Source organism: Ferrigenium straubiae, assembly GCF_051257895.1.
Taxonomy (GTDB): Bacteria; Pseudomonadota; Gammaproteobacteria; order Burkholderiales; family Gallionellaceae; genus Gallionella; species Gallionella straubiae.
Window position 1 is genome coordinate 2,089,844 of the sequence record NZ_CP194331.1, and the last position, 26,986, is coordinate 2,116,829.

A 26,986-nucleotide genomic window follows, 5' to 3' on the forward strand; every position below is an offset into this window, starting at 1 on the left:
CATGATGAAACTGGAAGACCTGAAAAACCTAAACCCGAAGAACCCCGGTGCTTGGCCATGGCCGGTGAAGATCATTACCTTTGTTGCTCTGTTCCTCTGCGTGGTGATCGCTGGCGCGCTGCTTGACTGGCAGGATCAGTGGGGGAATCTGCAAACCATCAAGAAAGAGGAGGGCAGCCTCAAGGAAACCTTCCTGGCCAAGAAAAAACAGGCGATCAACCTGGACTTGATCAAGAAGCAACTCACCGAAACCCAGGAATCCTTTGGTGCTCTACTCAAGCAGTTGCCAAGCAAATCCGAAATGGATGCGCTGTTGACGGACATCAATCAGGCAGGGCTGGGGCGTGGCTTGCAGTTTGAATTGTTCCGTCCGGGTGCAGAAACGGTGCGGGACGGTACATTCGCCGAGCAGCCGATTACGATCAAGGTGACCGGGAGCTATGATGATATCGGAAAATTCTCCAGCGATATCGCGATGCTGTCACGCATCGTCACGCTCAATGACATAGCGATAAATCCGGTTGGCACGGGATTGTCCATGGACGCTACCGCAAAGACTTTCCGCTATCTGGATGAAGCGGAAGCATCGGCACAGAAGAAAGCAGCCAAGCCAGCAGGAGTGAAAAAATGATGAGGCTTATTTATCTTGTGCTGGCTACGCTGCTGCTGGCCGGGTGTGGGGGCGAGGAATTCCAGGATTTGCGCGATTTTGTCAAGAATGCCGGCGCGGACATGCGCGGCAAGATCCCACCGCCGCCAGAGGTCAAACCATACGAGCCTTTTGCCTATAACAACGAGGCAAGTTTGCCCGATCCGTTCAAGCCGCGCAAACCGGAGTTGCGCTCCGGAAGCCGTGCCGGAATAAACCAGCCTGACCTGGATCGCCCCAAAGAGGCTTTGGAGGAGTTTCCGCTCGAAGGGCTGAGGATGGTCGGTTACCTTTACCAGAACAAGATCGGTTATGCGGTGATTCGTGCGCCGGATGGCAAACTGCATCGGGTTAAAGCCGGTAACTATGCCGGTTTGAACTTCGGATTGATCCAGGAAGTGACTGACACGGGAGTGAAAGTTAAGGAAATGGTGCAGGATAGTGCCGGCGACTGGTCAGAGCGCATGAGCAGCCTTCAGTTGATTGAATGATGCGGGTCTTGGCTTTAACGGCGCTAGCCGGTTGCCTGCGCATTTCTGCGTTATTAATGTTCGATCCGGCTATGCCGGTTTAGGAGTAAGACAATGAAACGACTTAATTCCATTCTCAGTGGCATCGTGCGAATGCTGGGCATGTTTGTTGCATTTGGCCTGTGCGGCGCACAGGCTCAAGCCGACGTGCAAAACAGCATTACTGCGTTGAATGTCAGCCGCGCCGGTGACGGGACGACAGTCATCAAGGTCGAGCTGGCGCAGCCGCTGGCCAATGTGCCGGCCGGTTTTACCATCAACACTCCGCCGCGCATCGCGCTGGATTTTCCCAATACTGCAAACGGGCTGGGGAAATCTGCACAGGATTTCAGCGAAGGCGACTTGCGTAGCGCCAATATTGTGCAGGCCGGCAACCGTACCCGTTTGGTGATCAATCTCAACCAGATGCTTGCCTACGATACCAAAATCGACGGTAACAGCCTGTTGATTACCCTGCAGGGCAAGGCGGCGAATCGGGCTGCAGCGGCCGATACGGCATCACGGTTTGCCGAGGCCAAACAGGGTGTGCAAAAGCATACCCTGCGCGACATCGATTTCCGGCGCGGCAAGAATGGCGAAGGACGCATCCAGGTTGACCTTTCCGATCCCGGCACCGGCATCGACATCCGCCAGCAGGGCACGACGCTGATCGTCGATTTCCTCAAAACCAGCCTGCCGCGTAATCTGCAGCGCAAGCTGGATGTAGTTGATTTCGCAACCCCGGTACAAGGGGTGGATACCTTCGTGCAGGGTGACAACGTGCGCATGGTGATTGAACCCAAGGGGTTGTGGGAGCACGCGGCCTATCAGACAGACAATAAGTTCATCGTCGAAGTGAAGCCATTGGCCGATGATCCCAACAAGCTGGTCAAGGGCACTCAAATCGGCTATGCGGGTGAAAAGCTGACGCTCAACTTCCAGAAGATTGATGTGCGCGAGGCATTGAATGTGATTGCCGATTTCACCGAACTGAACATGGTCATCAGCGATACGGTGAGCGGTAATCTCACTCTGCGCCTCAAGGATGTGCCTTGGGATCAGGCATTGGATATCATCCTGCAGAGTCGCGGCTTGGATATGCGCAAGAACGGTAACGTGATTCAGGTTGCGCCCCGCGAAGAAATTGCTGCCAAGGAGAAAATAAACTTGGCCGCGCGCCAGGAAATTTCCGATCTGGAGGAGTTGCGTACCGAGAGTTTTCAGCTCAGCTACCAGACGGTAGGTGAGATGATCAAATTGCTGACCGATCCGAAGCAGCCCATCATGTCGAAACGCGGCAGCGCGGTATCCGATGCCCGCACCGGCACGATATTCATTCAGGACACTCCTTCGCGCCTCGAGGAAGTGCGCAAGATCATCAAGCAAATCGACGTACCGGTACGGCAGGTGTTGATCGAGGCGCGCTTTGTTTCGGCGGGCGATCAGTTTACCCGGACTTTGGGCGGGAAGCTGGGCTATACCGGCCCTGCCGTCGGCCCCAATGCAGGGTTTTCGGTGGGTGCCAATACGCCAACGGCAACGCGGGCCCTCATCCAGCCCAATGTCAATCTCCCTGGCGCAGCCAGCGGGACGGGCGGGTTGACGCTGTCGCTGTTCAATCCGCTGGCCACCAAGGTGTTGACGCTGGAATTGACCGCGTCGGAACTGGATGGCGTGACCAAGAATATTGCCAGCCCGCGCGTAGTGACAAAGGACAAAGTTGCGGCCACTATCTCATCAGGCACGCAAATTCCTTATCAGGCGGCTACCAGTAGCGGCGCCACCAGTGTTTCATTCAAGGATGCGACGCTGAGCCTCAGCGTGACCCCGCAAATTACGCCGGATGACCATATCAACATGCTAGTTGCGGCAAACCAGGATAGCGTGGGCGCCATATTTGGCGGCGTACCGAGCATCAATACCAAGAAGGTAAATACGGAAGTGCTGGTCGAAAACGGCGGTACGGTTGTGATCGGCGGCGTCTTTACCCAGGACATTTCCGATGCCACGCAGAAGGTTCCGCTGCTTGGGGATGTGCCAGTTGTCGGCTGGCTGTTCAAGAATAACACCAAGACGGACAACAAGTCGGAGTTGCTGATCTTTATTACCCCCAAGATCATGAAGGATGAGATGAGCCTGCGCTGATCTAGCAGATTTAATTAAGCACTGGCCCGGCCTAGTCCGGGCTTTTGTTTTTATCGTTTACAATTGCAGCATGCAAAACAGCCAGCTAATCAACCACCCCGAGGGGGATCGCAAGTTTCGGTCAGGCAACCTGATTCTGGTGGGCATGATGGGCTCGGGAAAGACCACCATGGGACGTGTGCTGGCCAGGCATCTTGGCAAGGCTTTTGTGGACAGCGACGAGGAAATCCAGAAGCGCACCGGCGTGACGATTCCGCATATTTTCGATGTCGAGGGCGAAGCCGGTTTTCGCCAGCGCGAAAGGGCAGCCATTTGCGATCTGGTGGGGCGCGACAACATGGTTCTGGCAACCGGCGGCGGGGCGGTGCTGCTGGAGTCGAACCGCGAGTTGCTGCAGCAGAACGGCATCGTTATCTATCTGAAGGCGAGCGCTCACGATTTGTGGCAGCGTACCCGCCATGACCGCAACCGCCCGCTGCTGCAAGCCGCCGACCCGTACGCCAAGTTGACGGAACTGTTCCAGCAGCGCGACCCCTTGTATCGGCAGGTCGCTGACATCGTCGTGCAGAGCGGCAAGCAGAGCGCGCATGCCCTGATGCTGCATCTCGCAGATGAAATTGAGGCATTCAGAAAAACCAGACAATGAAATTAGCCGGAAGATGATGCAAATACTGACAGTAGGATTGGGGGAGCGCAGTTATCCGATACACATCGGCAGCGGGCTGCTCGGACAGGCAGGGTTGCTGCAGGGCGTTTTGCCGCGTAAGCGGGCAGCCATCGTGACTAATGCGACGGTGGCGCCGCTGTATCTGGAAAAACTCCAGAAAACCCTGCAGGGCATTGATGTCAGCGCCATACCGGTTATCCTGCCGGATGGCGAAGAATATAAAAACTCCGCCACGCTCAACCTGATCTACGACGCGCTGCTGACCAACCGCTGTGAACGAACCACCCCGCTGATCGCGCTCGGCGGCGGCGTGATCGGCGACATGACCGGCTATGCCGCCGCGACCTATCTGCGCGGCGTGCCGTTCATCCAGATACCCACCACGCTGCTCGCGCAGGTGGATTCCTCGGTGGGAGGCAAGACTGGCATCAACCATCCGCTCGGCAAGAACATGATCGGTGCGTTCTACCAGCCGCAGCTGGTGCTGGCCGATACCGACACGCTGAACACCCTGCCGGACAACGAGCTTGCGGCGGGCCTCGCCGAGGTCATCAAATACGGCCTGATCCGCGACCTGCCGTTCCTCGAATGGCTGGAGCAGAACATGGACAAACTGCTGGCACGCGATACGGGCGCCCTGCAATACGCTATCGCGCGCAGCTGCCGGAACAAGGTCGAGGTCGTCGCGGCGGACGAACGCGAAAGCGGCGAGCGCGCCCTGCTGAACCTGGGGCACACCTTCGGACATGCGATCGAATCGGGCATGGGCTATGGCAACTGGCTGCACGGCGAGGGCGTCGCGGCCGGCACCATCATGGCGGCAGACTTGTCGCAGCGCCTCGGCTGGATCGGCGCGCAGGACGTGGCGCGCGTTCGCAGCCTGTTCGAACGCGCCAGGCTGCCCACCGTCGCCCCCGATCTGGGTGCGGCAAAGTATCTCGAATTGATGGAACTGGACAAGAAAGTGGAAGGCGGCAAGATGCGCTTCGTGCTGCTCAAGGAGCTCGGCCGCGCGGTGGTGTACGGCGATGTGCCCCCTGCCCTGTTGCGGCAGACCCTGGAAGCCTGCGTGCATGGCTGAGCCGATGGCTTGCGGCCTGGCTCCCTACGCCGTCAGCGAGGCCAATTCGCGCGGCCGGAAAATCGCTGAAGCCGCACCGCACGGCCGCAGCGAATTCCAGCGCGACCGCGACCGCATCATCCATTCCGGCGCGTTCCGCCGCCTCGAATACAAAACCCAGGTGTTCGTGAACCACGAAGGCGACCTGTTCCGCACCCGCCTGACCCACAGCATCGAAGTGGCGCAGATCGCCCGCTCCATCGCGCGCCGCCTGCGCCTGAACGAAGACCTCGCCGAAGCGATTTCCCTGGCGCACGACCTCGGCCACACGCCGTTCGGCCATGCCGGGCAGGATGCGCTGAATGCCTGCATGAAGGAATATGGCGGCTTTGAGCACAACCTGCAGTCGCTGCGCGTGGTGGACCTGCTGGAAGAACGCTATGCCGCGTTCGACGGGCTGAACCTCACCTTCGAGACGCGCGAGGGCATCCTCAAGCATTGCTCGCCAGACAAGGCAGTACAACTCGGCGAACTGGGCGAACGATTTCTGAAGAACCAGCGTCCTTCGCTGGAAGCGCAGATCGCCAACCTCGCCGACGAGATCGCCTACAACAACCACGACGTGGACGACGGCCTGCGCTCCGGCCTGATTACGCTCGAGCAACTCGCCACCGTGCCGCTGGTGGCGATGCATCTGCAGGAAGTGCGCCACGCCTTTCCCGCGTTGCCGGAGCGGCGCGTGGTGCATGAAACCGTGCGGCGCATGATCAACACGCTGGTGTCCGACCTGATCCAGCAGAGCGAACACAATATCGCCGTGTTGAAACCGGCCACGCTAGAGGACGTGCGCAGTACCGCGGCAATGATCGCCTTCAGTCCTGAGATGCATGAGCGGCAGCGCGTGCTGAAAAGCTTTCTGCATACCCATTTGTACCGCCACTATCGCGTGATGCGCATGAGCGTCAAGGCGCAGCGCATCGTCAGCGACCTGTTCGGCATCTTCATGGCGGACGGCCGCCTGCTGCCGCCGCAATTCCAGCCGGCCGCCGGGCAGACGGAGCCGGAGCGCGCACGCGCGGTGGCCGACTATATCGCCGGTATGACCGACCGTTATGCCATCCGCGAACACCGCCGCATTTTCGCGGCGGAGGAGATGCCGGGTGGCTTTTGACACCCCCTCGCCCAAGGCTACGAAGTCAACTTGTGGCAAGCAGATATTGCGGCTAGAATGCCTCCCCCATTTTTCCCGACCTGCGGGCGTGGATGTTTATGGGTGAAATTTACAAGCAAGCACTTAACTGATTGGAGACGACATGGCAGCGGCGTTGGGAGAGAAAATCGAAACGATCTATCAGCAGGTCAAGGCGAGGAATCCTGGAGAGGATGAGTTTCATCAGGCCGTCCATGAAGTGCTCGAGTCGCTCGGCCCTGTGCTCGTCAAATATCCGGAATTCGCCGACCAGAAGATTATCGAACGCATCTGCGAACCCGAGCGCCAGATCATCTTTCGCGTGCCATGGCAGGATGACAAGGGGGTCGTCCACATCAACCGCGGTTTCCGCGTCGAATTCAACAGCGCCATCGGCCCCTACAAGGGCGGCCTGCGCTTTCACCCATCGGTCTATCTCGGCATCATCAAATTCCTGGGTTTCGAGCAGATATTCAAGAATGCGCTCACCGGCATGCCGATTGGAGGCGGCAAGGGCGGTTCCGACTTCGACCCGAAGGGCAAGTCTGACAATGAGATCATGCGCTTCTGCCAGAGCTTCATGACCGAACTCTACCGGCACCTCGGCGAATACACGGACGTCCCTGCGGGCGATATTGGCGTTGGCGGCCGCGAGCTTGGCTATTTGTTCGGCCAGTACAAACGGATCACCAATAAGTACGAGTCTGCGGTGCTGACCGGCAAGGGGATCAGCTGGGGCGGCTCCCTCGTCAGGACGGAGGCGACCGGGTATGGCGCCGTCTATTTCGTGCGCGAGATGCTCAAGGCGCGCAAGGATACGATTGAGGGCAAAACCTGCGTGGTTTCCGGTTCCGGTAATGTCGCGATCTACACGATCGAGAAGCTGAACCAACTCGGCGCCAAAGTTGTCGCCTGTTCCGACTCGAATGGCATCATCGTCCATGAGAAAGGGATAGACCTTGATCTCGTCAAGAGACTCAAGGAGGTCGAGCGGCGCAGGATCGCCGACTATGCAAATTATCACAAGGACGCGAAATATATAGCCGGGGGCAATATCTGGGACATCCCCTGCCAGGTTGCGATGCCTTCCGCGACGCAGAACGAACTCAACGGCAAGGATGCGCAGACGCTGATCAAGAACGGCTGCATCGCTGTCGGCGAAGGCGCGAACATGCCCACCACGCCGGAGGGCGTCAAGATATTCCTCGATGCGAAGGTCGCCTACGGCCCGGGCAAGGCCGCCAATGCCGGCGGCGTGGCGACCTCGGCGCTCGAAATGCAGCAGAACGCCAGCCGCGATGCCTGGTCGTTCGAGTTCACCGAGAACAAGCTCGACCAGATCATGACCAACATCCATGAAAACACCTATCAAACGGCGGAAGAGTTTGGCGCAACGGGCAACTATGTCGTTGGTGCAAATATCGCCGGGTTCATGAAGGTTGCCAAGTCGATGGTGGCGCTCGGCCTGATCTAGCCTGATGGAGGATCAGGAATTGCCGGATAGTTGAAGTGTTGCCCCATCCGGGGAACAATGACCGGTGATGATGGGTGGTAGGTGAATTTGTCTCCGCACGTCGCCGACTGCTGTTTGCTTTAATGTTTCGATCAAGGAATGCCGTGAGCTTCTCTGTTTCTCCCTCGCAACAAGGTCTGTACGATCCACGCCAGGAGCGCGATGCCTGCGGAGTCGGGTTCGTCGCGCATATCAAGGGTAAGCCGAGCCATGACATGGTACGCCAGGGCTTGCAGATACTGGAAAACCTGACCCATCGCGGGGCGGTGGGCGCCGATCCGCTGGCCGGCGACGGCGCGGGCATCCTGCTGCAGATCCCCGATGCGTTCTTCCGCGCACAGTGTGCAGCACAAGGCATCGTATTGCCGGAGGTGGGCAGCTACGGCGTGGGGATGCTGTTCCTGTCGCGCGACGCCTCGATCCGTGCAGCCTGCGAGCAGATCCTTGCCGACAAGATCGCCGCCGAGGGGCAGCAGCTGCTGTGCTGGCGCGACGTGCCGGTGGACGGCTCAGGCCTCGGCGAGAGCGTCAGGAACTCGGAGCCCGTCGTGCGCCAGGTGTTCATCGGACGCGGTGCAAATTGCCCCGATGCCGATGCGTTCGAGCGCAAGCTGTTCGTGATCCGCAAGATCGTGCAGCACGAGGTGCGGCGGAGCCTCGGAGGCTCCCAGAGCCTGTATGTTCCTTCGCTGTCGTCGCGCACCATCGTCTACAAGGGCATGCTGCTCGCCGGCCAGGTCGGCAAGTATTACCTCGACCTGCAGGACAAGAGTGTGGCCAGCGCGCTGGCGCTGGTGCACCAGCGCTTCTCCACCAACACCTTCCCGACATGGGTGCGAGCGCATCCGTTCCGCATGATCGCGCACAACGGCGAGATCAACACGGTGCGCGGGAACGTGAACTGGATGGCCGCGCGCCATGCGGCGATGTCCTCGAAGCTGCTCGGCGAAGACCTCGACAAGCTCTGGCCGCTGATCGTGGAAAACCAGTCCGATTCTGCCTGTTTCGACAACGCGCTGGAACTGCTGGTGATGGGAGGCTACTCGCTGCCGCACGCGATGATGATGCTGATTCCGGAGGCCTGGGCGGGTAATCCTCTGATGGACGAGGAGCGCCGTGCCTTCTACGAATACCACATGGCACTGATGGAGCCGTGGGACGGCCCTGCCGCCGTGGCGTTCACCGACGGGCGCATGATCGGCGCGACGCTGGACCGCAACGGCCTGCGTCCGGCGCGCTACCTGATCACCGACGACGACCTGGTGCTGATGGCGTCCGAGATGGGCGTGCTGGACATCCCGCAGCACAAGATCGTCAAGAAATGGCGCCTGCAGCCGGGCAAGATGTTCCTCATCGACATGCAGGCCGGGCGCATCGTCGAGGATGCGGAGCTCAAGAGCCAGCTTGCGAAGGCCAAGCCATACCGCCAGTGGGTCGAGCAGTCGCGCTATTTCCTCGGCGACCTGCCCGAAGTCAAAAGTGAGACGAAGCTCAACGCCTCGTTGCTGGATACCCAGCAGGCGTTCGGTTATTCGCAGGAAGACCTCAAGTTCATCCTCGCGCCGATGATCGCGAGCGGCGAGGAGCCGATCGGTTCGATGGGCATCGACGCCGCGCTGCCGGTGTTGTCGAACAGGAACCGCTCGCTCTTCGATTATTTCCAGCAACTGTTCGCGCAGGTGACCAATCCGCCGATCGACCCGATCCGCGAGGAAATCGTCATGTCGCTGATCTCGCTCATCAGCCCAAACCCCAACCTGCTTGGCATCGACGAGACCGAGCCGACGCCACGGCTGGAGACGCACCAGCCGGTTCTCCCGCCTGCCGACATGGCGAAGCTGAAGCATATCGAACAGTTGAGCAACGGCACGTTCCGTTCCATCGTTGTGGACATTACGGCACCGGCAGATGACGGGACGGCTGGCATGGCGCGGGCGCTTGACGCGGTTTGTATCCGGGTAGAGCGGGCGGTGAGGGAAGGTTACAACGTGATCATCCTTTCCGACCGCGCCGTGAGCCGCGAGCGCGCTGCGATTCCGTCGCTGCTCGCCTGCTCCGCCGTGCATCAACATCTGGTTCGCACGGGATTGCGCACCTCGGTCGGGATGGTGATCGAGACCGGCGCTGCGCGCGAAGTGCATCATTTTGCGGCCCTCGCCAGCTACGGTGCAGAGGCGGTGCATCCCTGGCTCGCCTTCGAGACCGCGGACACACTGGCCAGCCGGACCTCCGGTGCGATCACGCCAGCTGAGGCCCAGAAACGCTATATCAAGGCGATCAATAAGGGGCTGATGAAGGTGATGTCCAAGATGGGTATCTCCACCTACCAGTCCTATTGCGGCGCGCAGATTTTCGAGGCGATTGGTCTCAATGCGGAATTCGTCGAGAAATATTTCACCGGCACGTCGACCCAGATCGAGGGCATCGGCCTTGGCGAAGTCGCCGAAGAGGCGTTGCGCACCCACCGCGCCGCCTTCGGCAGCGACCCGGTGCTGGCCAACGCGCTCGACGCGGGCGGCGAGTATGCCTGGCGCACACGCGGCGAAGAGCACATGTGGACGCCGGACACCATCGCGAAGCTGCAGAACGCCACGCGCACCAACAGCGCCGCGACCTTCAAGGAATATTCGAAGCTCATCAACGAGCAGGCGGGCAAGCTGAAGACGCTGCGCGGCCTGTTCGAGGTCAAGCAGGCTGGAAAAACGGTGCCGATCGAGGAAGTCGAACCGGCGAAGGAGATCGTCAAGCGCTTTGTCACAGGCGCGATGTCGCTCGGCTCGATTTCAACCGAGGCGCATACCACGCTGGCGATCGCGATGAACCGCATTGGCGGCAAATCCAACACCGGCGAGGGCGGCGAGGATGCGGCGCGCTCCAGGCCGTTCGGGGGCGGCGAGATGCTGTCCGACATCATCGGCAAGAACCGCATCGCCAGAGACCACGAACTCAAGGAAGGCGACTCGCTGCGCTCGCGCATCAAGCAGGTGGCTTCCGGCCGTTTCGGCGTGACCGCCGAATACCTCGCGAGCGCCGACCAGATCCAGATCAAGATGGCGCAGGGCGCGAAGCCAGGCGAGGGCGGGCAGTTGCCCGGCCACAAGGTGACCGAATACATCGCCAAGCTGCGCTTCTCGGTGCCGGGCGTCGGCCTGATCTCGCCGCCGCCGCACCACGACATCTATTCGATCGAGGACCTCGCGCAGCTCATCCACGACCTGAAGAACGCCAATCCTTCCGCGTCGATCTCGGTCAAGCTGGTTTCCGAGGTCGGCGTGGGCACGGTCGCGGCCGGCGTGGCCAAGACCAAGGCGGACCACATCGTGATCTCCGGCTTCGACGGCGGCACCGGCGCGTCGCCGATCTCCTCGATCAAGCACACCGGCACGCCGTGGGAACTCGGCCTGGCGGAGGCGCAGCAGACGCTGGTGCTGAACCAGTTGCGCGGCCGCGTCCTGCTGCAGGTGGACGGCCAGATCAAGACCGGGCGCGACGTGCTGATCGGCGCGCTGCTCGGCGCGGATGAATTCGGCTTCGCGACCGCGCCGCTCGTGGTGGAAGGCTGCATCATGATGCGCAAGTGCCACCTCAACACCTGCCCGGTGGGCGTGGCCACGCAGGATCCCGAGCTGCGCAAGAAATTCACCGGCCAGCCGGAGCATGTGGTGAACTTCTTCTTCTTCATCGCCGAAGAAGTGCGCGAATACATGGCGCAACTCGGTATCCGCAAGTTTGACGACCTGATCGGGCGCAGCGACCTGCTCGACGTGAGGCAGGGCATCGCGCACTGGAAGTCGCAGGGGCTGAATTTTTCAAGAATCTTCCACCAGCCGGACATGCCGGACAGCGTGGCTCGGCGTCATGCCGAAGCACAGGATCACGAGCTGGAGAAGGCGCTGGACAACGCCCTGATCGCCAAGGCGCAGGGCGCGCTGAACCACAGGAAGCCGGTGGCCATCGAGAGCGGGATCGCCAACGTGAACCGCACCGTCGGCACGATGCTGTCGCATGAGGTCGCGAAGCGCTACGGCCAGGCGGGACTGCCGACCGACACCATCAGCGTGAAGTTCGGCGGCACTGCGGGGCAGAGCTTCGGCGCGTTCCTCGCGCACGGCATTTCGTTCGAGTTGCGCGGCGAGGGCAACGACTACGTCGGCAAGGGGCTGTGCGGCGGACGCATCGCGATCATGCCGCCCAAGGACGCGAAGATTGCCTCGCACGAGAACATCATCGTCGGCAACACCGTCCTGTACGGCGCGACTTCCGGCGAGTGTTACTTCAGCGGCGTGGCCGGCGAACGTTTCGCGGTGCGCAACTCTGGCGCCGTCGCGGTGGTGGAAGGCGTGGGCGATCACGGCTGCGAATACATGACCGGCGGCATGGTCATCGTGCTCGGACAGACCGGGCGCAACTTTGCCGCGGGCATGTCCGGCGGCGTGGCCTTCGTGCTCGACGAGGACGGTGGCTTCGAGAAGCGCTGCAACCTCGCGATGGTGGAGCTCGAACCCGTACCCGCCGAGGCAGAGGCCAGCGAGACAGGCGAAGTCGAGGCGCACGGTCGCGTGCATTTCAACCACCTCAACCGGGCTGACGAGCAGGTGCTGCGCGAGTTCATCCGCAACCACTGGCAGCATACCGGCAGCGCGCGCGCCAGAGATATCCTGGACAACTGGGCGCGATACCTGCCGAAATTCATCAAGGTCATGCCGACCGAATACCGTCGTGCCCTGCAGGAGATTGCGGCGCAGCAGAAGGAGGCCGCATAGTGGACACCCCTATAAATTCGTTTTGCGGGCGAATCGCGGCGTCGCGTGCTCGCTCGTTCCTCGCCTATCCGTTCGATATGTCTCGTCGCTCGCTGCGCGGCTCCTTGCGCTTCATCCCGCAAAGCCAAATTTCTAGAGGTGCCCACAATGGGTAAGATTACCGGATTCATGGAATTCCAGCGGCAGCATGAGGATCACCTGCCGGTGGAGAAACGGCTGAGGAATTACCGCGAGTTCACGCTGCATCTGAGCGACGAGCAGGCGAAGATACAGGGTGCGCGCTGCATGGACTGCGGCATCCCTTTTTGCACCAGCGGCTGCCCGGTCAACAACATCATCCCGGACTGGAACGACTTGGTGTACCGCGGCAACTGGCGCGAGGCGCTGGATACGCTGCATTCCACCAACAACTTCCCCGAGTTCACCGGGCGCATCTGTCCCGCCCCCTGCGAGGCGGCCTGTACGGTGAACATCGACGGCGACGCAGTGGGCATCAAGTCTATCGAACACTTCCTCATCGACAAGGGCGGCGAGAACGGTTGGGTGGTGCCGCAGCCCGCGGCGAAGAAGACCGGCAGGAAGGTCGCGATCGTCGGCTCGGGCCCCGCCGGCCTCGCGGCCGCTCAGCAGCTGGCGCGTGCGGGCCATGCGGTGACCGTGTTCGAGAAGAACAGCCGCGTCGGCGGGCTGCTCCGGTACGGCATTCCGGACTTCAAGCTCGACAAGCGTCTGATCGACTGGCGCATGGCGCAGCTTGCGGCCGAGGGAGTGAAGTTCCAGACCGGTACCTTCGTCGGTAAGGAGAAGCCGGGCCGGGGTGTCGCGAACGACGCGCAGAAGACGATCTCCCCGGAAGCCTTGCTGAAGAAGTTCGATGCAGTGATCCTTGCGGGCGGTTCGGAACAGCCGCGCGACCTGCCGATTCCCGGGCGCGAGCTTAAGGGCGTGCACTACGCGCTGGAGTTCCTGATCCCGCAAAATAAGGAAGTGGCCGGCGACGGCAAGAACCCGATCAGCGCGAAGGGCAAGCATGTGGTGGTGATCGGCGGCGGCGACACCGGCTCCGACTGCGTCGGCACCTCGAACCGCCACGGCGCGGCTTCGGTGACGCAGATCGAGGTGATGCCGCGCCCGCCCGAGCAGGAGAACCGTTTTCTGGTGTGGCCGAACTGGCCGATGAAGTTGCGCACCTCCAGCTCGCATGAGGAAGGCTGCTCGCGCGACTGGGCGATCGCCACCAAGGAATTTGTCGGCGAGAAGGGCGTGCTCAAGGCCATCAAGGCGGTGCGCGTCGAGTGGAAGGACGGCAAGATGAGCGAGATCGCGGGCAGCGAGTTCGAGCTGAAGGCCGACCTGGTGTTCCTGGCGATGGGCTTCACCAATCCGCTGCAGCAGGTGCTGGACGCGTTCGGTGTGGAGAAGGACGCGCGCGGCAACGCCAAGGCAACGACCGACGGTGCGGGCTGTTACAAGACCAGCGTAAACAAGGTGTTTGCGGCGGGCGACATGCGCCGCGGACAGTCGCTGGTGGTGTGGGCGATCCGCGAAGGCCGCCAGTGTGCGCGGGCGGTGGACGAGTTCCTGATGGGCTCGTCGCTGCTGCCGCGTTAGAAAGCAAGTTGTCCGCAGAATGTACCAATGACGCGGAATTTTGAATCTGTTTACTCTGCGTAATCTGCGGACAAAATATTTAGGTAATTGCCAATGAACTTTAAGCTAAAGAACGACACCTTCCTGCGCGCTTTGCTGCGCCAGCCGACCGACTACACCCCCGTATGGATGATGCGCCAGGCCGGCCGCTACCTGCCGGAATACCGCGCTACGCGCCAGCGCGCCGGCAGCTTCCTCGGCCTGTGCAAGAGCCCGGACTTCGCCACCGAGGTCACGCTGCAACCGCTGGACCGCTTCCCGCTGGATGCCGCGATCCTGTTCTCCGACATCCTCACCGTGCCGGACGCGATGGGGCTGGGGCTGTATTTTTCTGAAGGCGAAGGCCCGAAGTTCGAGCATCCGCTGAATGACGAAGCGGCGATCAAGGCCTTGCGCGTGCCGGACATTGGTACAGACCTGAAATACGTCACCGACGCCGTGACGCAGATCCGCAAGGCGCTCGACGGACGCGTGCCGTTGATCGGTTTCTCCGGCAGCCCGTTCACGCTGTCCTGCTACATGGTCGAGGGCGGCGGCAGCGATGACTACGCCAAGGTGAAGACCCTGATGTACAACGAGCCGAAGCTGATGCACCACATCCTCGGCGTCACCACCAGGGCGGTGATCGCCTACCTGAACGCGCAGATCGAAGCCGGCGCACAGGCGGTGATGATTTTCGATTCCTGGGGCGGCGTGCTGTCGCATGCGGCATTCCACGAGTTCTCGCTGGCCTATACCCAGCGCATCGTCGATGGCCTGATCAAGGAGAAGGACGGCGTGCGCATCCCGTCCATCGTGTTCACCAAGGGCGGCGGCCTGTGGATCGAGAGCATCGCCGACAGCGGCTGCGATGCCGTCGGCCTGGACTGGACCATGGACATCGGCGTCGCCCGGCAGAAAGTCGGCGACAAGGTCGCGCTGCAGGGCAACATGGATCCCGCCGTGCTGTTCGCTTCAAAGGATGCGATCCGCACGGAAGTCGAGCGCATCCTCGCCAGCTACGGCTACGGCAGCGGCCACGTGTTCAATCTCGGCCACGGCATTTCGCAGCACGCCAACCCGGAACATGCGGCGGCGCTGATTGCGGCGGTGCACGAGTTGAGCAGAAAGTATCACTAAGCTCATAGCTTGAACAAAAAGCCGCAGGCACTCCCTGCGGCTTTTGCATTTCTGCGACAATCGCTGCGTTATCCTGTTTGAAAAATATGCCTATCGTCCGCATCGCCCTCGATGTCCCGCTGCCCACCCTGTTCGATTACACGGTGGCGGAGGAGGTCGCCGTCGGTCAGCGCGTGACCGTGCCGTTCGGGCGCAGGCAGATGGTCGGGGTGGTGATGGAGATTGCGGCTGCTTCGGAGATGACGCTGGAGCGCATCAAGCCGGTGCGGCAGGTGCTGCACGACAGCCTGCCGCTCTCGGCGGCATTGCTCGATCTGCTGCGCTTTTGCAGCGATTATTACCGCTATCCTATTGGCCAGACGGTGCTGGCGGCGTTGCCGACGAAGCTGCGTTCGGACAAGCCCGTCATCGGCAAGCCCGCATTGAGTTATCGCCTCACTGTCAGCGGCATGGCGCTCGATCTCGAATCTTTTCCGAAACGCAAGGTGGTGCAGCGGCGCCTCCTCGCGAGGCTCGCCGAAGGGCCTTACCATCTTGCGCAACTCAAGAGCCTGTCGGCGACGGCGGGGGCGCAGTTGAAGGCGCTGGTGGCGGAGGGGTGGGTCGAGAGTTTCGCACGTCCTGTAGGCCCACTCCTCAATCCTCCCCCGATGCCCTCTCCTCAATCCTCTCCCGCAAGCGGGCGAGGAGGCGAACGAGAAAGGCAATCTCCAATCCCTGCGGGAGAGGAGGTAAACGTGAAAGGCCATATTTTTCATGGTGCGCACACGCTGACCGGCGAACAGCAGTGCGCGGTGGATGCGGTCAGTGCGGCGCAGGGCTATGCCTGTTTCCTGCTGCACGGCGTTACCGGCAGCGGCAAGACCGAGGTGTATGTACATCTGATGCACCAAGTGCTTCAGCAAGGCGGGCAGGTGTTGCTGCTGGTGCCGGAGATCAATCTCACGCCGCAACTGGAAAATTATTTCCGCAGCCGCTTCCCCGATGTAAACCTGATCAGCCTGCACAGCGGCCTGAACGAAGGCGAGCGGCTGCACAACTGGCAGCAGGCGCAGTCGGGCGCCGCGCAGATCGTGCTCGGCACACGCCTCGCGGTGTTCGCCGAATTACCTAACCTGGCACTGATCATCGTGGACGAGGAGCACGACGGTTCGTTCAAGCAGCAGGACGGGCTGCGCTATTCGGCGCGCGATGTGGCAATCTTTCGCGCAAATCAAAAAAAAATACCCATCGTGCTGGGCTCGGCGACGCCGTCGCTGGAGAGCTATCACAACGCACAGAGCGGGCGCTACCGCATGCTCAGGCTGACCGGGCGTGCGCTCGCTGAGGCACGCCTGCCTGCGGTGCGCTGCGTCAACATCAACCAGACCGCGATGCATCACGGCGTCAGCGAAAACCTGCTGCGCGAGATCGGGCAGCGCATCGAGCGCCGCGAGCAGAGCCTGCTGTTCATCAACCGGCGCGGTTATGCGCCGGTGCTGATGTGTACCGGCTGCGGCTGGCTATCCGGTTGTAAGCACTGCGCGGGCAAGATGGTGCTGCATCTCAATGACCGGCGGCTGCGCTGCCATCACTGTGGCTATCAGGTGCGTGTGCCGCATGCGTGCCCGGACTGCGGCAACGCCGATCTGCATCCGGTCGGCAGCGGCACGCAGCGCGTGGAAAGTGTGCTGCAGGAACGCTTTCCGGAGGCGCGCATCCTGCGGGTGGATCGCGATAGCACGCGCAGCAAGCGCGCCTGGCAGAGCATGCGCGAGCAGATTCACGCCAATGAAGTGGATATACTGGTCGGCACGCAGATGCTCGCCAAGGGGCACGATTTCCCCGCGCTGACGCTGGTCGGGGTGCTCAACCCGGATGGTGCGCTGTACAGCAGCGATTTCCGCGCGGCGGAGAAGCTCTTCGCGCAGCTGGCGCAGGTGGCGGGGCGTGCCGGGCGTGCCGACAAGCCCGGCGAGGTGCTGATCCAGACTGCCTTTCCCGATCATCCGTTGTTTCGTGCGCTGCAGGCCCATGATTTCGAGGGCTGGGCGGCGGCACAGCTCGCCGAGCGCCAACTGGCGGGTTTCCCGCCGTTCATCTATCAGGCGATGTTGCGCGCCGAGGGGAGGAGTGAGGCAGAAGTCTATGCGTTCCTCAATCAGGCCCGCGCCGTTGCGGTCTCTTTTCGCCATGCCGTAGAAGTCTTCGGCGTGGTGCCCGCCGCGCTGCCGCGCCGCGCCAGCCATACCCGTGCGCAGCTTCTGGTGCAAGGCGCGAAGCGCAAGGACCTGCAGCAATTTCTGCGTGCCTGGCAGCCCTTGCTGGATGAATTGCCCATGCAGAAGCTGCGCTGGTCGCTGGATGTCGATCCGCTGGAGTTTTAGAAAACCCTGCTTCGGAGTCGAGCTATCCGAAAGAACTAGTTCTTTTTTTCCGTCTACCCTGTTCTTTAGAGGTATAGGAACACCACGCATGCAGGCTTAGTCTGCAACATGTGCGGCTCGGTAAAGGCATCGTGGCGGCACAACAATAATTTGTGGCTTGGGTGGAGGGGCTATATTGCTGTTTCAGGGGCTTCGTGGCGTGTTTGTACGCCATGGTTTCGGCATGGCAGCAAAAACTTGACCTATATCAAAAAGTATCCTGTACCCATCCAATAGAGTGACGTTTCGTCAGGACTAGGTTAGTCAAAAACTAGGGCGGTTTAGGTTGAGTCGAAAACCAAAAAAGGGAAGATTATGCACAAGCACATAGTTCGTTTATTGACACTGGTTGCGATAATTGCAGTGGTTGCCACAACTGCAAAATTCATGGCCATCCAGGATACGTTTCACCAATACGGGCACTACCGCGGCGCTTCAGTCGCGCAAATTGCGGCCAAGCTACCTAAACATCAGGGCTCTGCATCCTGCCAGTCCTGCCATAAGGAAATCTATGCCGAATGGTCGTCCGGCATACACCAGAAAGCCAACAAGGATGGCAAGGTGGTGGGTACAGTTGTTAAATCGGGCGTCAATTGCGAGGTCTGCCACAACGGCCCTGCGGGTAATCACCCGTCCAAAGATGCTATGCCGCTTTCCACCGAGGACCAAGTGACCACCATCACTCACCTCAAACATACGACACACCCAGCCAATGTGGCGGACAGGAACCTGATGCGTGATCCGGAAGACATGCGGGTTCTGTGCACCAACTGCCATGAGAAAATAGCAGGGCGTCCTTTGAGGGGCAGGGATGAGGGCGGTGTGCCGCAGGTTGTGGTCGATGGTCATGGAGGCAAAGCGCAGTGCACCTCCTGCCACAACCCGCATTCGCCCAGGATCAGTTTTGCCGCTATCCCGAGACCGCCTGTGGATCCAACAACCGGCAAGGCACTTCCAGTGAGCGCAGCAAAGGCGGGAGATGCGGGTGCAGGAAAATCTGTAGCGGCGGCTTGTGCTGCATGCCACGGCAATTCCGGAGCCAGCGTCAATCCGGAATGGCCGAATCTGGCCGGCCAGAATGGCGATTATCTGGTCAATTCGCTTAAGGCCTTCAAGGAAGGGGCACGCAAAAATGATTTGATGAGCCCCATGGCGGCTGGCTTGAGCGATGCCGATATGCGTAATGTGGCAGCCTATTTCTCCAGGAATAGCTGCAGTGTGACCGGCGGCGACAAGGATAAGGCAGCGCTGGGCAAGGCCAAGGCAGCGGCAGCAGGTTGCGCGGCATGCCACAACTCCGGTGGCCTCAATAAACCCGGCGCCTCTGGAATTGCCGGCGCGCAGGTATGGCCGAACCTGGCCGGGCAGAATGCAGGATATCTGGCTGTTGCACTCAAGTCATTCCAGGATGGCAGCCGCAGCCATGCGGTCATGTCAAGCGTGGCGAAGACCCTGAGTGCTTCCGATATCGATAACTTGGCGGCTTACTACGCCACTGCGAGCTGCAAATGAATAAGTTACCTAGCGAGGGAAAAATGACTACTCAGGATACGAAAATAGAAAAAGAAGCGGGCGATCTGTCACGCCGCGACTTCTTGGGCTTGTTGGGTAAAGGCGCAGCATGTGCCGGAGCGTTGGTCGGTACCGGCAGCGCGCTGGCTTCGGCTGGCGGAGGCGCCGCAAATCCTCTTGGGGGTGTCGGACCGACATTCCAGCAGGCACCGGAGCAATACGCCGAGGCGCGCAAGAATCCGCCCAAGATACCCAACTACAACTGGACTGAGCACAAGTGGGCGTTCGGCGTCGATGTTGATCGTTGTATCGGCTGTTTGCGCTGTGTGGAAGCCTGCAAGATGGAAAACAGTGTGCAGATGGACAGGAACCACACCCGTACCTGGGTTGAGCGTTACGTCTATCTGGAAGGCGAAAAACATGCGCACGTCGACAGCATCCATGATCTCAAGAACGTGGTGGCTGGCAGCAATGAGACCAGGTTCAAGTTCGACGATCGCTACAAGGATCAAAAGGTCGAAAAAGCGTTTTTCGTGGCCAAACTGTGTAACCAGTGCGAGAAGCCATCGTGTGTTCAGGTCTGTCCGACCGGCGCTACCTATAAGGCAGTGGACGGCCCGGTATTGATCGACACGAAATACTGTATCGGTTGCCAGTATTGTGTCCAGGCCTGCCCGTACGGCGCACGCAGTTTGAATCATGAAAGAGGCACCGCCGAGAAGTGCAACTGGTGCTACCACCGTATTACCAAGGGGATGCAGCCCGCCTGCGTCGAGGTATGTCCGACCGGCACGCGGATTTTCGGCGATCGCTTGGATCCGGAAAGCCCAGTCAGCCAGTTTATCGCCAAGAACAAGGTAAACGTGCTGCAGCCGGCTATGGGTAATTACCCCAATGTGTTTTACAAAGGGTTAGATAAGGAGGTTTTCTAAAATGGAAAAAGATGTCTTTTATCACGTAGCCCCGTTTTCCGGATTCACGTTTCCGAACGAAACCGAGGTGCCGTGGAGCGAACTTATCGTAATCTATCCCTACATCACCGGGCTGGTTGCCGGCGCGTTTGTGGTGTCCAGTCTGCACCACGTGTTTGGCATGGAGCGTTTCGCACCAATCTCGAAATTCGCCCTGCTGACGTCGCTGTGCTTCATGTTCTTTGCGCCGACACCGTTGCTGTTCCATCTGGGTCAGCCGACGCGCGCACTGAATGCGGTTTTGACGCCGCACTGGACCTCGGCGATGGCGGCCTTCGGTTATGTCGCGGGCTTCTACATCTGTCTGCTGCTGCTGGAAACCTGGTTTTCGTTCCGCGCCGACATTGTCGCCTTGTCGAAATCCAGGACAGGCATCATGCAGAAGGTATACAAGGCGCTTACCCTGGGATCGGATGATGTGTCGCAGCGTGCGCTTGACACTGACCACACCATTGCGCGCAGGCTGGCGATGATAGGTATCCCCGGTGCATGCGGATTGCACGGCTACGTCGGGTTCCTGTTCGGCTCGCTGAAAACACGCGAATGGTGGTCGTCCGATCTGATGCCGATCATCTTCCTGTTGTCTGCCGTGGGTTCGGGCGTCGGCCTGCTGATCGTGATCTATGTGATTACCTCCTGGTGGCGCAAGAAGCCTACAGATGACGGTGCCATGCAGGGCCTGCTGTATGTATTGTGGACGGGTATCGTCATCGTGATGGTGATCGAGGCACTGGAAATGGTGCAAATGCTTTACAAGGCGCGCGAGGGTGTCGAAGGGGTCATGGATCTGGTTAATGGTCCGATCACGGTCGCCATGACGATTCAATGGGGCGGGTCGCTGCTGGCGCTGGTGATAACGTCGATAATGATGGTGAAAATGCCCAAGCCAAAAACCCTGCTCTTCTGGCTCTTCATCAGCGGCTTGTCGATGATGATCGGGGTGTTGGCGATGCGCTGGAACGTGGTGATTGGCGGGCAGGAATTGTCCAAGACCATGAGGGGCTTGATGACTTTCCATCCCGAGGTATTCGGGCGCGAAAGCCTGTTTACGGTCGCAACGCTCTTTACCGCACCGTTTGTTGTGCTGTATCTGGCACAAAAGCTGTTGCCGACGGTTTGGGAAGGCGAGCATCCCGAGCCCGAGAAGAGGGTGTTTGATATTCACAAGGCTATTTGATACACACGAAATAGCAAAAAAAGTATCTCTTGAAATCCCGCCGCAAGGCGGGATTTTTTTGCGCATAAATTTCAGCCGACAGGGTGTGTGCAACTCGAAGGGGAAGCAGCAAGCGATGCCATGGTTCCAGGCGTCGTCATGGGGAGTGTGGAAATGCTGCCGAGGCCGTGTGACAGCCGCCCCTGGTCTAAACTCAGGAGCTAATCCGGATCGACCCGATCCGAAAACCAGACAGGCAATTTACAAAGTGGGAGTGTATGCTTTTGCGAAGGGCTGGAAGGTTTTGCCATCCAGATGTGATGGCACAGCCCGTGTTACTGCAGTTTCAGGTTACGGCGCTTCCCGGTAACATCAAACATTCACAGCTTCACGGGCTGTAAAGTGCTGCTTTTCATTAATACGAAAAATGCCCTTGCGAGAACACATAAAACAGGAAATAAATAATCGGGAAAATAACAAGGGGAATCCTGACAATAGTAAGCAAATCTTTCATCATTCTTCAAACTCCTTAAAACGATCAAAAGCCGAAATGGCGCCCCGATTATACTGCACGAATATGAATTTTTCATCTCGAAAATGCGGGATTTTTCGCATGAAATGAGGGCGGGGGAAGCTGCCCGCGAATTGTGCCTCTCGGGCGGTTTTCTGTTAGCATTTAACCGGCCGGCGGAGGGACCGGTTGCGCAATTTTTAGACACCTCCCATGCCATTCTTGCGGTTTCACAGGGCAGGGCGAAAATTTCCCCGTGCTTTGCATGTCGGAGAGTTTCGCCAACTCCATTTCTGGATCGATTGATCAGGGATATTTGATCCGCCCCTTCTTTTACGACGGTAGCTTGCAAAAAACAGGAGAAACAAAATGAAAGAGCTGACTTGGTCGAACCTGGAGAATCTCGCCTTGCCCGTCAAGGCCTTGTTTACCGGCTATCTTCTCGTCATCGGCTTGGGCTTGCTCATGTCCGGCGCGCAAATCATGCTGACCCACGGCATGGCGGACGGCAAGCCCGGATTGTCGCTGGATGACATCGTCTACAGCTATTACGGCAATCGCGAAGGCTCGAAGCTGGAGGCCAAACTCAACGGCTCGATGAAGGATTACGCGCCCGGCGAGGCCAGGCTGGCCATGATCAAGTGGGCACGCGCGGGAGCGCCGGAAGGCGAGTGGGAGTCGAAGATCAAGCCGATCACCGAACAGCATTGCGTCGCCTGCCACGCCAACATGCCCGGCCTGGCCAAGGTTGGAGAGAAGGACGTCATGATCCAGGTGGCGGCAACCGACCGTGGGGCGAACATCACCAATCTGACCCGCGTTTCGCATATCCACCTGTTTGGCATTGCCTTCATCTTCTTCTTCGTCGGCCTGATCTTCAGCCTGGCAACCGGCTTCAGCCCGATCGTCAAATCGCTGCTGATTTTCACGCCGTTCATCTTCCTGATTATCGATGTTGCATCCTGGTGGCTGACCAAGATGAATCCGGGCTTTGCCTGGCTGGTGATGGTCGGGGGTGTAGGCTACAGCATCGCCTCGACGATCATGATTTTTTCGTCCCTCTACCAGATGTGCGTCAAGCCCTTCATGGCGAAAAAGGCCTGATCCGGAATCATTCCCCTCACCAATAGCACTTAGACATGGCGACAAATTTTCTTGACGCCGTCGCCGCCATCGTCGGCGGCGATGGCATCCTGAGCGGCGAGACCGCTGCACCCTATTATGCCGACAAACGCGGACGCTATTTTGGCAGTGCGCTGGCGGTGGTGTTCCCATCGGATACGCAGCAGGTCTCGGCAATAGTGGAGCTGTGCGCCGCGAGCCGGATCGCCATCGTGCCACAGGGCGGCAACACCAGCCTGTGCGGCGCATCGGTGCCGCTGGCCGAAGGTAGGCAGATCGTGCTCAACCTGTCGCGCATGAAGCGCATCCGCGCGATCGATGCGGTGAACTACACCATGACCGTCGAGGCAGGCTGCATCCTGGCCGATGCGCGTGAGGCGGCGGAGCAGCATGATCGCCTGTTCCCGCTCGAACTGACGGCGACCCTGAACCATTGCGAGATCGGCGGCAACCTGTCCACCAACGCCGGCGGCAACGGCGTGCTGCGCTATGGCAATGCGCGCGATCTGGTGCTCGGGCTGGAAGTGGTGCTACCCGACGGGCGCATCTGGAACGGCCTGCGCAGCCTGCGCAAGGACAACTCCGGCTACGACCTGAAGCACCTGTTCATCGGCGCGGAAGGCACGCTGGGCATCATCACCGCCGCCGTGCTCAAGCTGTATCCGCGCCCGCGATCTTCCGCCACCGCCGTCGTGGCCATTCCCGACCCCGCCCTCGCCGTGCGCCTGCTGGCGCATGTCCGCGCCGCCTGCGGCGACACCCTGAGCGCCTTCGAGCTCGTCTCGCGCAGCAGCCTGGACATCGTGTTCCGGCATGTTCCTGGCGTTGCCGAACCGTTCACAAAACACTACGAGTATTACCTGCTGATCCAGTCGGACGACATGCAGGCGCGCCCGCTGGATGGCGCGCTGCGTGACGCGATCACAAGTTTCGGTGCGGACATCCCGGAGTTTGCCGCCACCGCCGATGCCGCACAGGCGGCAAACTGGTGGAAGCTGCGCCAGAACATCAGCGATGCGCAGAAGCGTGAAGGCATCAGCATCAAGCACGACATCTCCGTGCCGGTCAGCCGTGTCGCGGAATTCATCGCGCGCGCCGATGCCGCCTTGCAGGGCGCTTGGCCCGGCGTGCGCATCGTCGCGTTCGGCCACATGGGCGACGGCAACATCCACTACAACGTCTCGCTGGCGGATGCCGAACGGAACAATACTTTCATCGAGCAGCATGAGGGCGCGGTGAACCGGCTGGTCTACGAAGTGGTGCGCGAACTCGGTGGCAGCATCAGCGCCGAGCATGGTCTCGGCCAGCTCAAACGCGCCACTATCCGCGACTACAAGGACCCGCTGGAGCTCGAACTGATGCGCAGCATCAAGCAGGTGTTCGATCCGCAGGGCCTGATGAACCCCGGCAAGGTGTTGTAGGTGGTTTTCTTGAATGGCTGTTCATCGGTGCGGATTCAGATGAATCCAGATTATTTCCACTTTGTGCTCAGGAGTAGACGTTCAACGTAGAGCTAACCGGTGCTGCGCAGCTTTATCGCGCAGCGTCCAGCGACCGAAGAGCGAGGTTGAGCGCCATGTCAGAAGTTCCATTTAGGCGCTCCAGTGCCCCAAAACCCATTCCCATTTTCTTGTGTTGTAGTCCCACCGCCAATGTGCCTTAACCCATTTTGTTTTTCCAATGGGACGCACTGTTTTCATATTCTGAAGGCGGTCAATTGGCTTCGGTGGCTTGGGTGGGTGAATCTTTTTGATGACCATAATGCTCTGCGGATTCAACCCGTCGATGCAACAAGTTGGTTAAATCGTTCAGCCGGTGTTTCGTAGTTTAGCGTCTTCCTTGGACGTTCATTTAGCTTCCTCGCCACGCCATTTAGCTGTGCTTGCGTGTATCCGGAGATGTCCATCCCTTTTGGGAAGTACTGTCTCAACAATCCATTGGTATTTTCATTCGTCCCGCGCTGCCAAGGATTCTGAGGGTCACAGAAATAGACCTTGATGTCGGTCGCCAAGGTAAAGCGCTTGTGGTCCGCCATCTCCTTACCTCGATCCCACGTCAGCGATTTGTAAAGTTCCTGCGGCAGCTTGTGAGCATGTTTGATCAATGCATTTATGACGGTCTCGGTATCTTTTCCTGCCACCTTCACCAACATCACATAGCGTGTCTGGCGCTCAACAAGTGTCGCAATCTGGCTACTTAAAGTCCCACACAGCAGGTCGCCCTCCCAGTGGCCTGGCACTGCCCGGTCTTCTGCCGTGGCCGGACGCTCGCTAATCGATACCGCATCGGTGATTCGGCCATGATTATCCGTCTTCTGCGTATGATGCCGCGAACGGCGCATGACTCGCGTGCGCCGCAGGTGGGCCAGAAGTTCCTTCTTCAATGCGCCTCTGGCCTGGATGTAGAGGCTGCGATAGATGGTCTCGTGTGACACCTGATAGTCCTCGTCATCTGGATAGGTGCATTTTAGCCATCCGGCAATCTGCTCCGGTGACCATGCCATTTTCAGTTTGCCTGCCACGATATGTGCCATCGCGCGGTTCTTCACCAGTTTACAAGGTTGGGGGCGATGCGCACGCTCCCAGGCAGCCTGGTCGGCCTGGCTTGCGCGATAGCTCTTTCGATCACCGTTACGTTCGATCTCTCGACTAATTGTCGAAGCGGCACGGCCAAGCTTCTTGGCGATAGAGCGGATTGAATCCCCTGCAACGACTGATCGAGAGATTTCTTCACGTTCAGACAAGGTTAGTGCCAGTCTCGAACGACGTCGAGGAATCGGCCGAATGCCGCCGGCCTCAGACAAAATTCGCTCGATTGATGAATGGTATCGATCAAACAGCTGCGCGATCTGCTGAAGGGAATCGCCTTTCTGCCAGCGATCCCACATCAGCGCCTTCTGGGATTCAGTGTAATGAATGCGAGGTCTTTGTTTCATCTGCAACACTCCTTTCGCTTTCGCAAAGTTTAGTGTGTTGCATCGACGGGTTGAATCCGCATCCCTTACAGGATTCCTGTGTTCTATTTAAACTTCGACTGGCCAGCGTGGCGCGAACGAATTAGCGGTTTCTTCGACTGAAATGATTCGCGTAACAACGAAAGAGCGAGTTCCTTGTTTCCCGATGTCGTAACAGTAGAACAACTCATGTCCACCTTTGAATCTATAGCTGTACGGTTCTGCTTCTCGGGTTTCAATGCTTCCATCCTCCTCGCGTGCCGTGAGGAGGACCGTGTGCAAATTCTTACCGGCTGACGCTATGATTTGTTTAATGTTCATGTGGCGCTCCCTGGGTTAAAACTTCTACGTGCAAGCTCTGGGGGGCGGAGCCGGCTTGCCGGCGTAGCGTCCCACTGGCGCGAAAGGTTAGGCCTCATATGCAACCTGATCGAGACGTTGTACCAGAAAACCAACAAACTCACGGCACTGTATTGCGTAGTCAGGCTGCATAGGGCGCTGCTGTCCATTAGCCTCTAAATCCCCTTCATGAGCGATTTGGTTACGCCGCTGAACGTAACCAGCAAGTCGACGTTTCAAGTGTTCTGTCGTTGTGTTTGGGCCAGGCCACAAATCGGAAACTGGCTCAAACATATTGTTGAAGCCGATAAGTCGGTAAGCCTCAATTATCTTGTCTGGAGCTTGAAATGACTGGAACTGTAAAAAGTTGTCCTCAAGCTTCTTCAGTAGCTGACCTATTGTGTCGTGGGCGAGCAGTATTGGCACTGCTTGTCGAAAGGTGTTCGCGTTTTTAACAGGCATGAGTAAGGCAAGTTGTTCCGCTAACGACTCGGGAATAATTGCACCAGGCGAGAATTGGTGTGGAAGCCGATCTTTGACGACACTGTGGACGTAAGTGTCCAGTGCGGATATGGTTGCGACAACTGCGGAGCGTGGGAGCCACAAGAGATCTTGGTTCGGCGCATCGAGCCGACCTCGCGCCCCCAGATTCCGGAAAACGCGTAGTTGCCGGTACATTGCCACGAGCTTATCAGAGGCATCGATGTTGCGATTGAACTGTTCCAGAGCGCTCATCATGCGGCCTAACAGTTA

The 26,986-nt window shown here is 59.2% G+C and carries 19 protein-coding genes; 16 read left to right on the plus strand and 3 right to left on the minus strand.

The annotated features are described in order from the left end of the window. The first annotated feature begins 1 nt into the window (after position 1). The 16 genes from ACRRNM_RS10180 (at position 2) to ACRRNM_RS10255 (ending at position 24,362) form a co-directional block, all read left to right on the plus strand. The gene (locus ACRRNM_RS10180; RefSeq protein WP_435628110.1) at positions 2–631 is read left to right on the plus strand and encodes a type 4a pilus biogenesis protein PilO; all 630 of its coding nucleotides are present in this window, start codon (positions 2–4) and stop codon (positions 629–631) included. Continuing rightward, positions 628–1,140 (plus strand): pilus assembly protein PilP, encoded by a 513-nt coding sequence (locus tag ACRRNM_RS10185; protein WP_435628111.1) that lies wholly within the window; start codon positions 628–630, stop codon positions 1,138–1,140. The genes ACRRNM_RS10180 and ACRRNM_RS10185 overlap by 4 nt, the downstream gene beginning before the upstream one ends. Before the next feature lie 93 nt (positions 1,141–1,233). After that, a complete protein-coding gene (gene pilQ / locus ACRRNM_RS10190; RefSeq protein ID WP_435628112.1) occupies positions 1,234–3,303 on the plus strand; it encodes a type IV pilus secretin PilQ in 2,070 nt (689 codons plus the stop codon). A 70-nt stretch (positions 3,304–3,373) separates the two neighbouring features. Then, a complete protein-coding gene (locus ACRRNM_RS10195) occupies positions 3,374–3,949 on the plus strand; it encodes a shikimate kinase (protein WP_435628113.1) in 576 nt (191 codons plus the stop codon). Positions 3,950–3,965: 16 nt separating this feature from the next. Then, positions 3,966–5,051: a 3-dehydroquinate synthase gene (gene aroB, locus ACRRNM_RS10200; RefSeq protein WP_435628672.1), complete on the plus strand. Its 1,086-nt coding sequence runs from the start codon at positions 3,966–3,968 to the stop codon at positions 5,049–5,051. Positions 5,052–5,055: 4 nt separating this feature from the next. Beyond that, the gene (locus ACRRNM_RS10205) at positions 5,056–6,201 is read left to right on the plus strand and encodes a deoxyguanosinetriphosphate triphosphohydrolase (protein WP_435628673.1); all 1,146 of its coding nucleotides are present in this window, start codon (positions 5,056–5,058) and stop codon (positions 6,199–6,201) included. Positions 6,202–6,343: 142 nt separating this feature from the next. Further along, a complete protein-coding gene (gene gdhA, locus ACRRNM_RS10210; protein WP_435628114.1) occupies positions 6,344–7,693 on the plus strand; it encodes an NADP-specific glutamate dehydrogenase in 1,350 nt (449 codons plus the stop codon). A 122-nt stretch (positions 7,694–7,815) separates the two neighbouring features. Next, complete coding sequence (locus ACRRNM_RS10215; RefSeq protein WP_435628115.1) at positions 7,816–12,495, plus strand: glutamate synthase-related protein; 4,680 nt, start codon at positions 7,816–7,818, stop codon at positions 12,493–12,495. 147 nt (positions 12,496–12,642) lie between these two features. Further along, positions 12,643–14,106: a glutamate synthase subunit beta gene (locus ACRRNM_RS10220; RefSeq protein ID WP_435628116.1), complete on the plus strand. Its 1,464-nt coding sequence runs from the start codon at positions 12,643–12,645 to the stop codon at positions 14,104–14,106. Between the two features lie 93 nt (positions 14,107–14,199). Then, entirely contained in the window at positions 14,200–15,264 is a 1,065-nt protein-coding gene (gene hemE / locus ACRRNM_RS10225; protein ID WP_435628117.1) for a uroporphyrinogen decarboxylase, read from the plus strand. A gap of 86 nt (positions 15,265–15,350) precedes the next feature. After that, positions 15,351–17,630, plus strand: coding sequence for a primosomal protein N' (locus ACRRNM_RS10230; protein WP_435628118.1), 2,280 nt, complete (start codon positions 15,351–15,353; stop codon positions 17,628–17,630). Positions 17,631–17,984: 354 nt separating this feature from the next. Then, positions 17,985–19,181 carry a c-type cytochrome gene (locus ACRRNM_RS10235; protein ID WP_435628119.1) on the plus strand — a complete coding sequence of 399 codons (1,197 nt, stop codon included), beginning with the start codon at positions 17,985–17,987 and terminating at the stop codon, positions 19,179–19,181. Between the two features lie 23 nt (positions 19,182–19,204). Then, positions 19,205–20,113, plus strand: coding sequence for a 4Fe-4S dicluster domain-containing protein (locus tag ACRRNM_RS10240; RefSeq protein ID WP_435628120.1), 909 nt, complete (start codon positions 19,205–19,207; stop codon positions 20,111–20,113). Position 20,114: 1 nt separating this feature from the next. Further along, positions 20,115–21,329: an NrfD/PsrC family molybdoenzyme membrane anchor subunit gene (nrfD, locus tag ACRRNM_RS10245; protein WP_435628121.1), complete on the plus strand. Its 1,215-nt coding sequence runs from the start codon at positions 20,115–20,117 to the stop codon at positions 21,327–21,329. A gap of 859 nt (positions 21,330–22,188) precedes the next feature. After that, the gene (locus ACRRNM_RS10250; RefSeq protein WP_435628122.1) at positions 22,189–22,923 is read left to right on the plus strand and encodes an elongation factor-1 alpha; all 735 of its coding nucleotides are present in this window, start codon (positions 22,189–22,191) and stop codon (positions 22,921–22,923) included. A gap of 35 nt (positions 22,924–22,958) precedes the next feature. Further along, on the plus strand, positions 22,959–24,362 hold the full coding sequence (locus tag ACRRNM_RS10255; RefSeq protein ID WP_435628123.1) for an FAD-binding oxidoreductase: 1,404 nt from the start codon (positions 22,959–22,961) through the stop codon (positions 24,360–24,362). Between the two features lie 353 nt (positions 24,363–24,715). Here the strand turns inward: ACRRNM_RS10255 and ACRRNM_RS10260 are convergent, their stop codons facing one another. The 3 genes from ACRRNM_RS10260 to ACRRNM_RS10270 form a co-directional block, all read right to left on the minus strand. Further along, the gene (locus ACRRNM_RS10260; protein ID WP_435626700.1) at positions 24,716–25,876 is read right to left on the minus strand and encodes an IS30 family transposase; all 1,161 of its coding nucleotides are present in this window, start codon (positions 25,874–25,876) and stop codon (positions 24,716–24,718) included. Positions 25,877–25,963: 87 nt separating this feature from the next. Continuing rightward, a complete protein-coding gene (locus ACRRNM_RS10265) occupies positions 25,964–26,215 on the minus strand; it encodes a WYL domain-containing protein (protein ID WP_435628124.1) in 252 nt (83 codons plus the stop codon). An 87-nt stretch (positions 26,216–26,302) separates the two neighbouring features. Then, positions 26,303–26,971, minus strand: coding sequence for a HEPN domain-containing protein (locus ACRRNM_RS10270; protein WP_435628125.1), 669 nt, complete (start codon positions 26,969–26,971; stop codon positions 26,303–26,305). Positions 26,972–26,986: the final 15 nt, after the last annotated feature.

Excerpts from the sequence above, each read along its gene's own strand:
- ACRRNM_RS10180 (WP_435628110.1), top strand. The coding sequence starts at position 2 with ATGATGAAACTGGAAGACCTGAAAAACCTAAACCCGAAGAACCCCGGT.
- ACRRNM_RS10185 (WP_435628111.1), top strand. The coding sequence starts at position 628 with ATGATGAGGCTTATTTATCTTGTGCTGGCTACGCTGCTGCTGGCCGGG.
- pilQ (WP_435628112.1), top strand. The coding sequence starts at position 1,234 with ATGAAACGACTTAATTCCATTCTCAGTGGCATCGTGCGAATGCTGGGC.
- ACRRNM_RS10195 (WP_435628113.1), top strand. The coding sequence starts at position 3,374 with ATGCAAAACAGCCAGCTAATCAACCACCCCGAGGGGGATCGCAAGTTT.
- aroB (WP_435628672.1), top strand. The coding sequence starts at position 3,966 with ATGCAAATACTGACAGTAGGATTGGGGGAGCGCAGTTATCCGATACAC.
- ACRRNM_RS10205 (WP_435628673.1), top strand. The coding sequence starts at position 5,056 with ATGGCTTGCGGCCTGGCTCCCTACGCCGTCAGCGAGGCCAATTCGCGC.
- gdhA (WP_435628114.1), top strand. The coding sequence starts at position 6,344 with ATGGCAGCGGCGTTGGGAGAGAAAATCGAAACGATCTATCAGCAGGTC.
- ACRRNM_RS10215 (WP_435628115.1), top strand. The coding sequence starts at position 7,816 with ATGTTTCGATCAAGGAATGCCGTGAGCTTCTCTGTTTCTCCCTCGCAA.
- ACRRNM_RS10220 (WP_435628116.1), top strand. The coding sequence starts at position 12,643 with ATGGGTAAGATTACCGGATTCATGGAATTCCAGCGGCAGCATGAGGAT.
- hemE (WP_435628117.1), top strand. The coding sequence starts at position 14,200 with ATGAACTTTAAGCTAAAGAACGACACCTTCCTGCGCGCTTTGCTGCGC.
- ACRRNM_RS10230 (WP_435628118.1), top strand. The coding sequence starts at position 15,351 with ATGCCTATCGTCCGCATCGCCCTCGATGTCCCGCTGCCCACCCTGTTC.
- ACRRNM_RS10235 (WP_435628119.1), top strand. The coding sequence starts at position 17,985 with ATGCACAAGCACATAGTTCGTTTATTGACACTGGTTGCGATAATTGCA.
- ACRRNM_RS10240 (WP_435628120.1), top strand. The coding sequence starts at position 19,205 with ATGACTACTCAGGATACGAAAATAGAAAAAGAAGCGGGCGATCTGTCA.
- nrfD (WP_435628121.1), top strand. The coding sequence starts at position 20,115 with ATGGAAAAAGATGTCTTTTATCACGTAGCCCCGTTTTCCGGATTCACG.
- ACRRNM_RS10250 (WP_435628122.1), top strand. The coding sequence starts at position 22,189 with ATGAAAGAGCTGACTTGGTCGAACCTGGAGAATCTCGCCTTGCCCGTC.
- ACRRNM_RS10255 (WP_435628123.1), top strand. The coding sequence starts at position 22,959 with ATGGCGACAAATTTTCTTGACGCCGTCGCCGCCATCGTCGGCGGCGAT.
- ACRRNM_RS10260 (WP_435626700.1), bottom strand. The coding sequence starts at position 25,876 with ATGAAACAAAGACCTCGCATTCATTACACTGAATCCCAGAAGGCGCTG.
- ACRRNM_RS10265 (WP_435628124.1), bottom strand. The coding sequence starts at position 26,215 with ATGAACATTAAACAAATCATAGCGTCAGCCGGTAAGAATTTGCACACG.
- ACRRNM_RS10270 (WP_435628125.1), bottom strand. The coding sequence starts at position 26,971 with ATGATGAGCGCTCTGGAACAGTTCAATCGCAACATCGATGCCTCTGAT.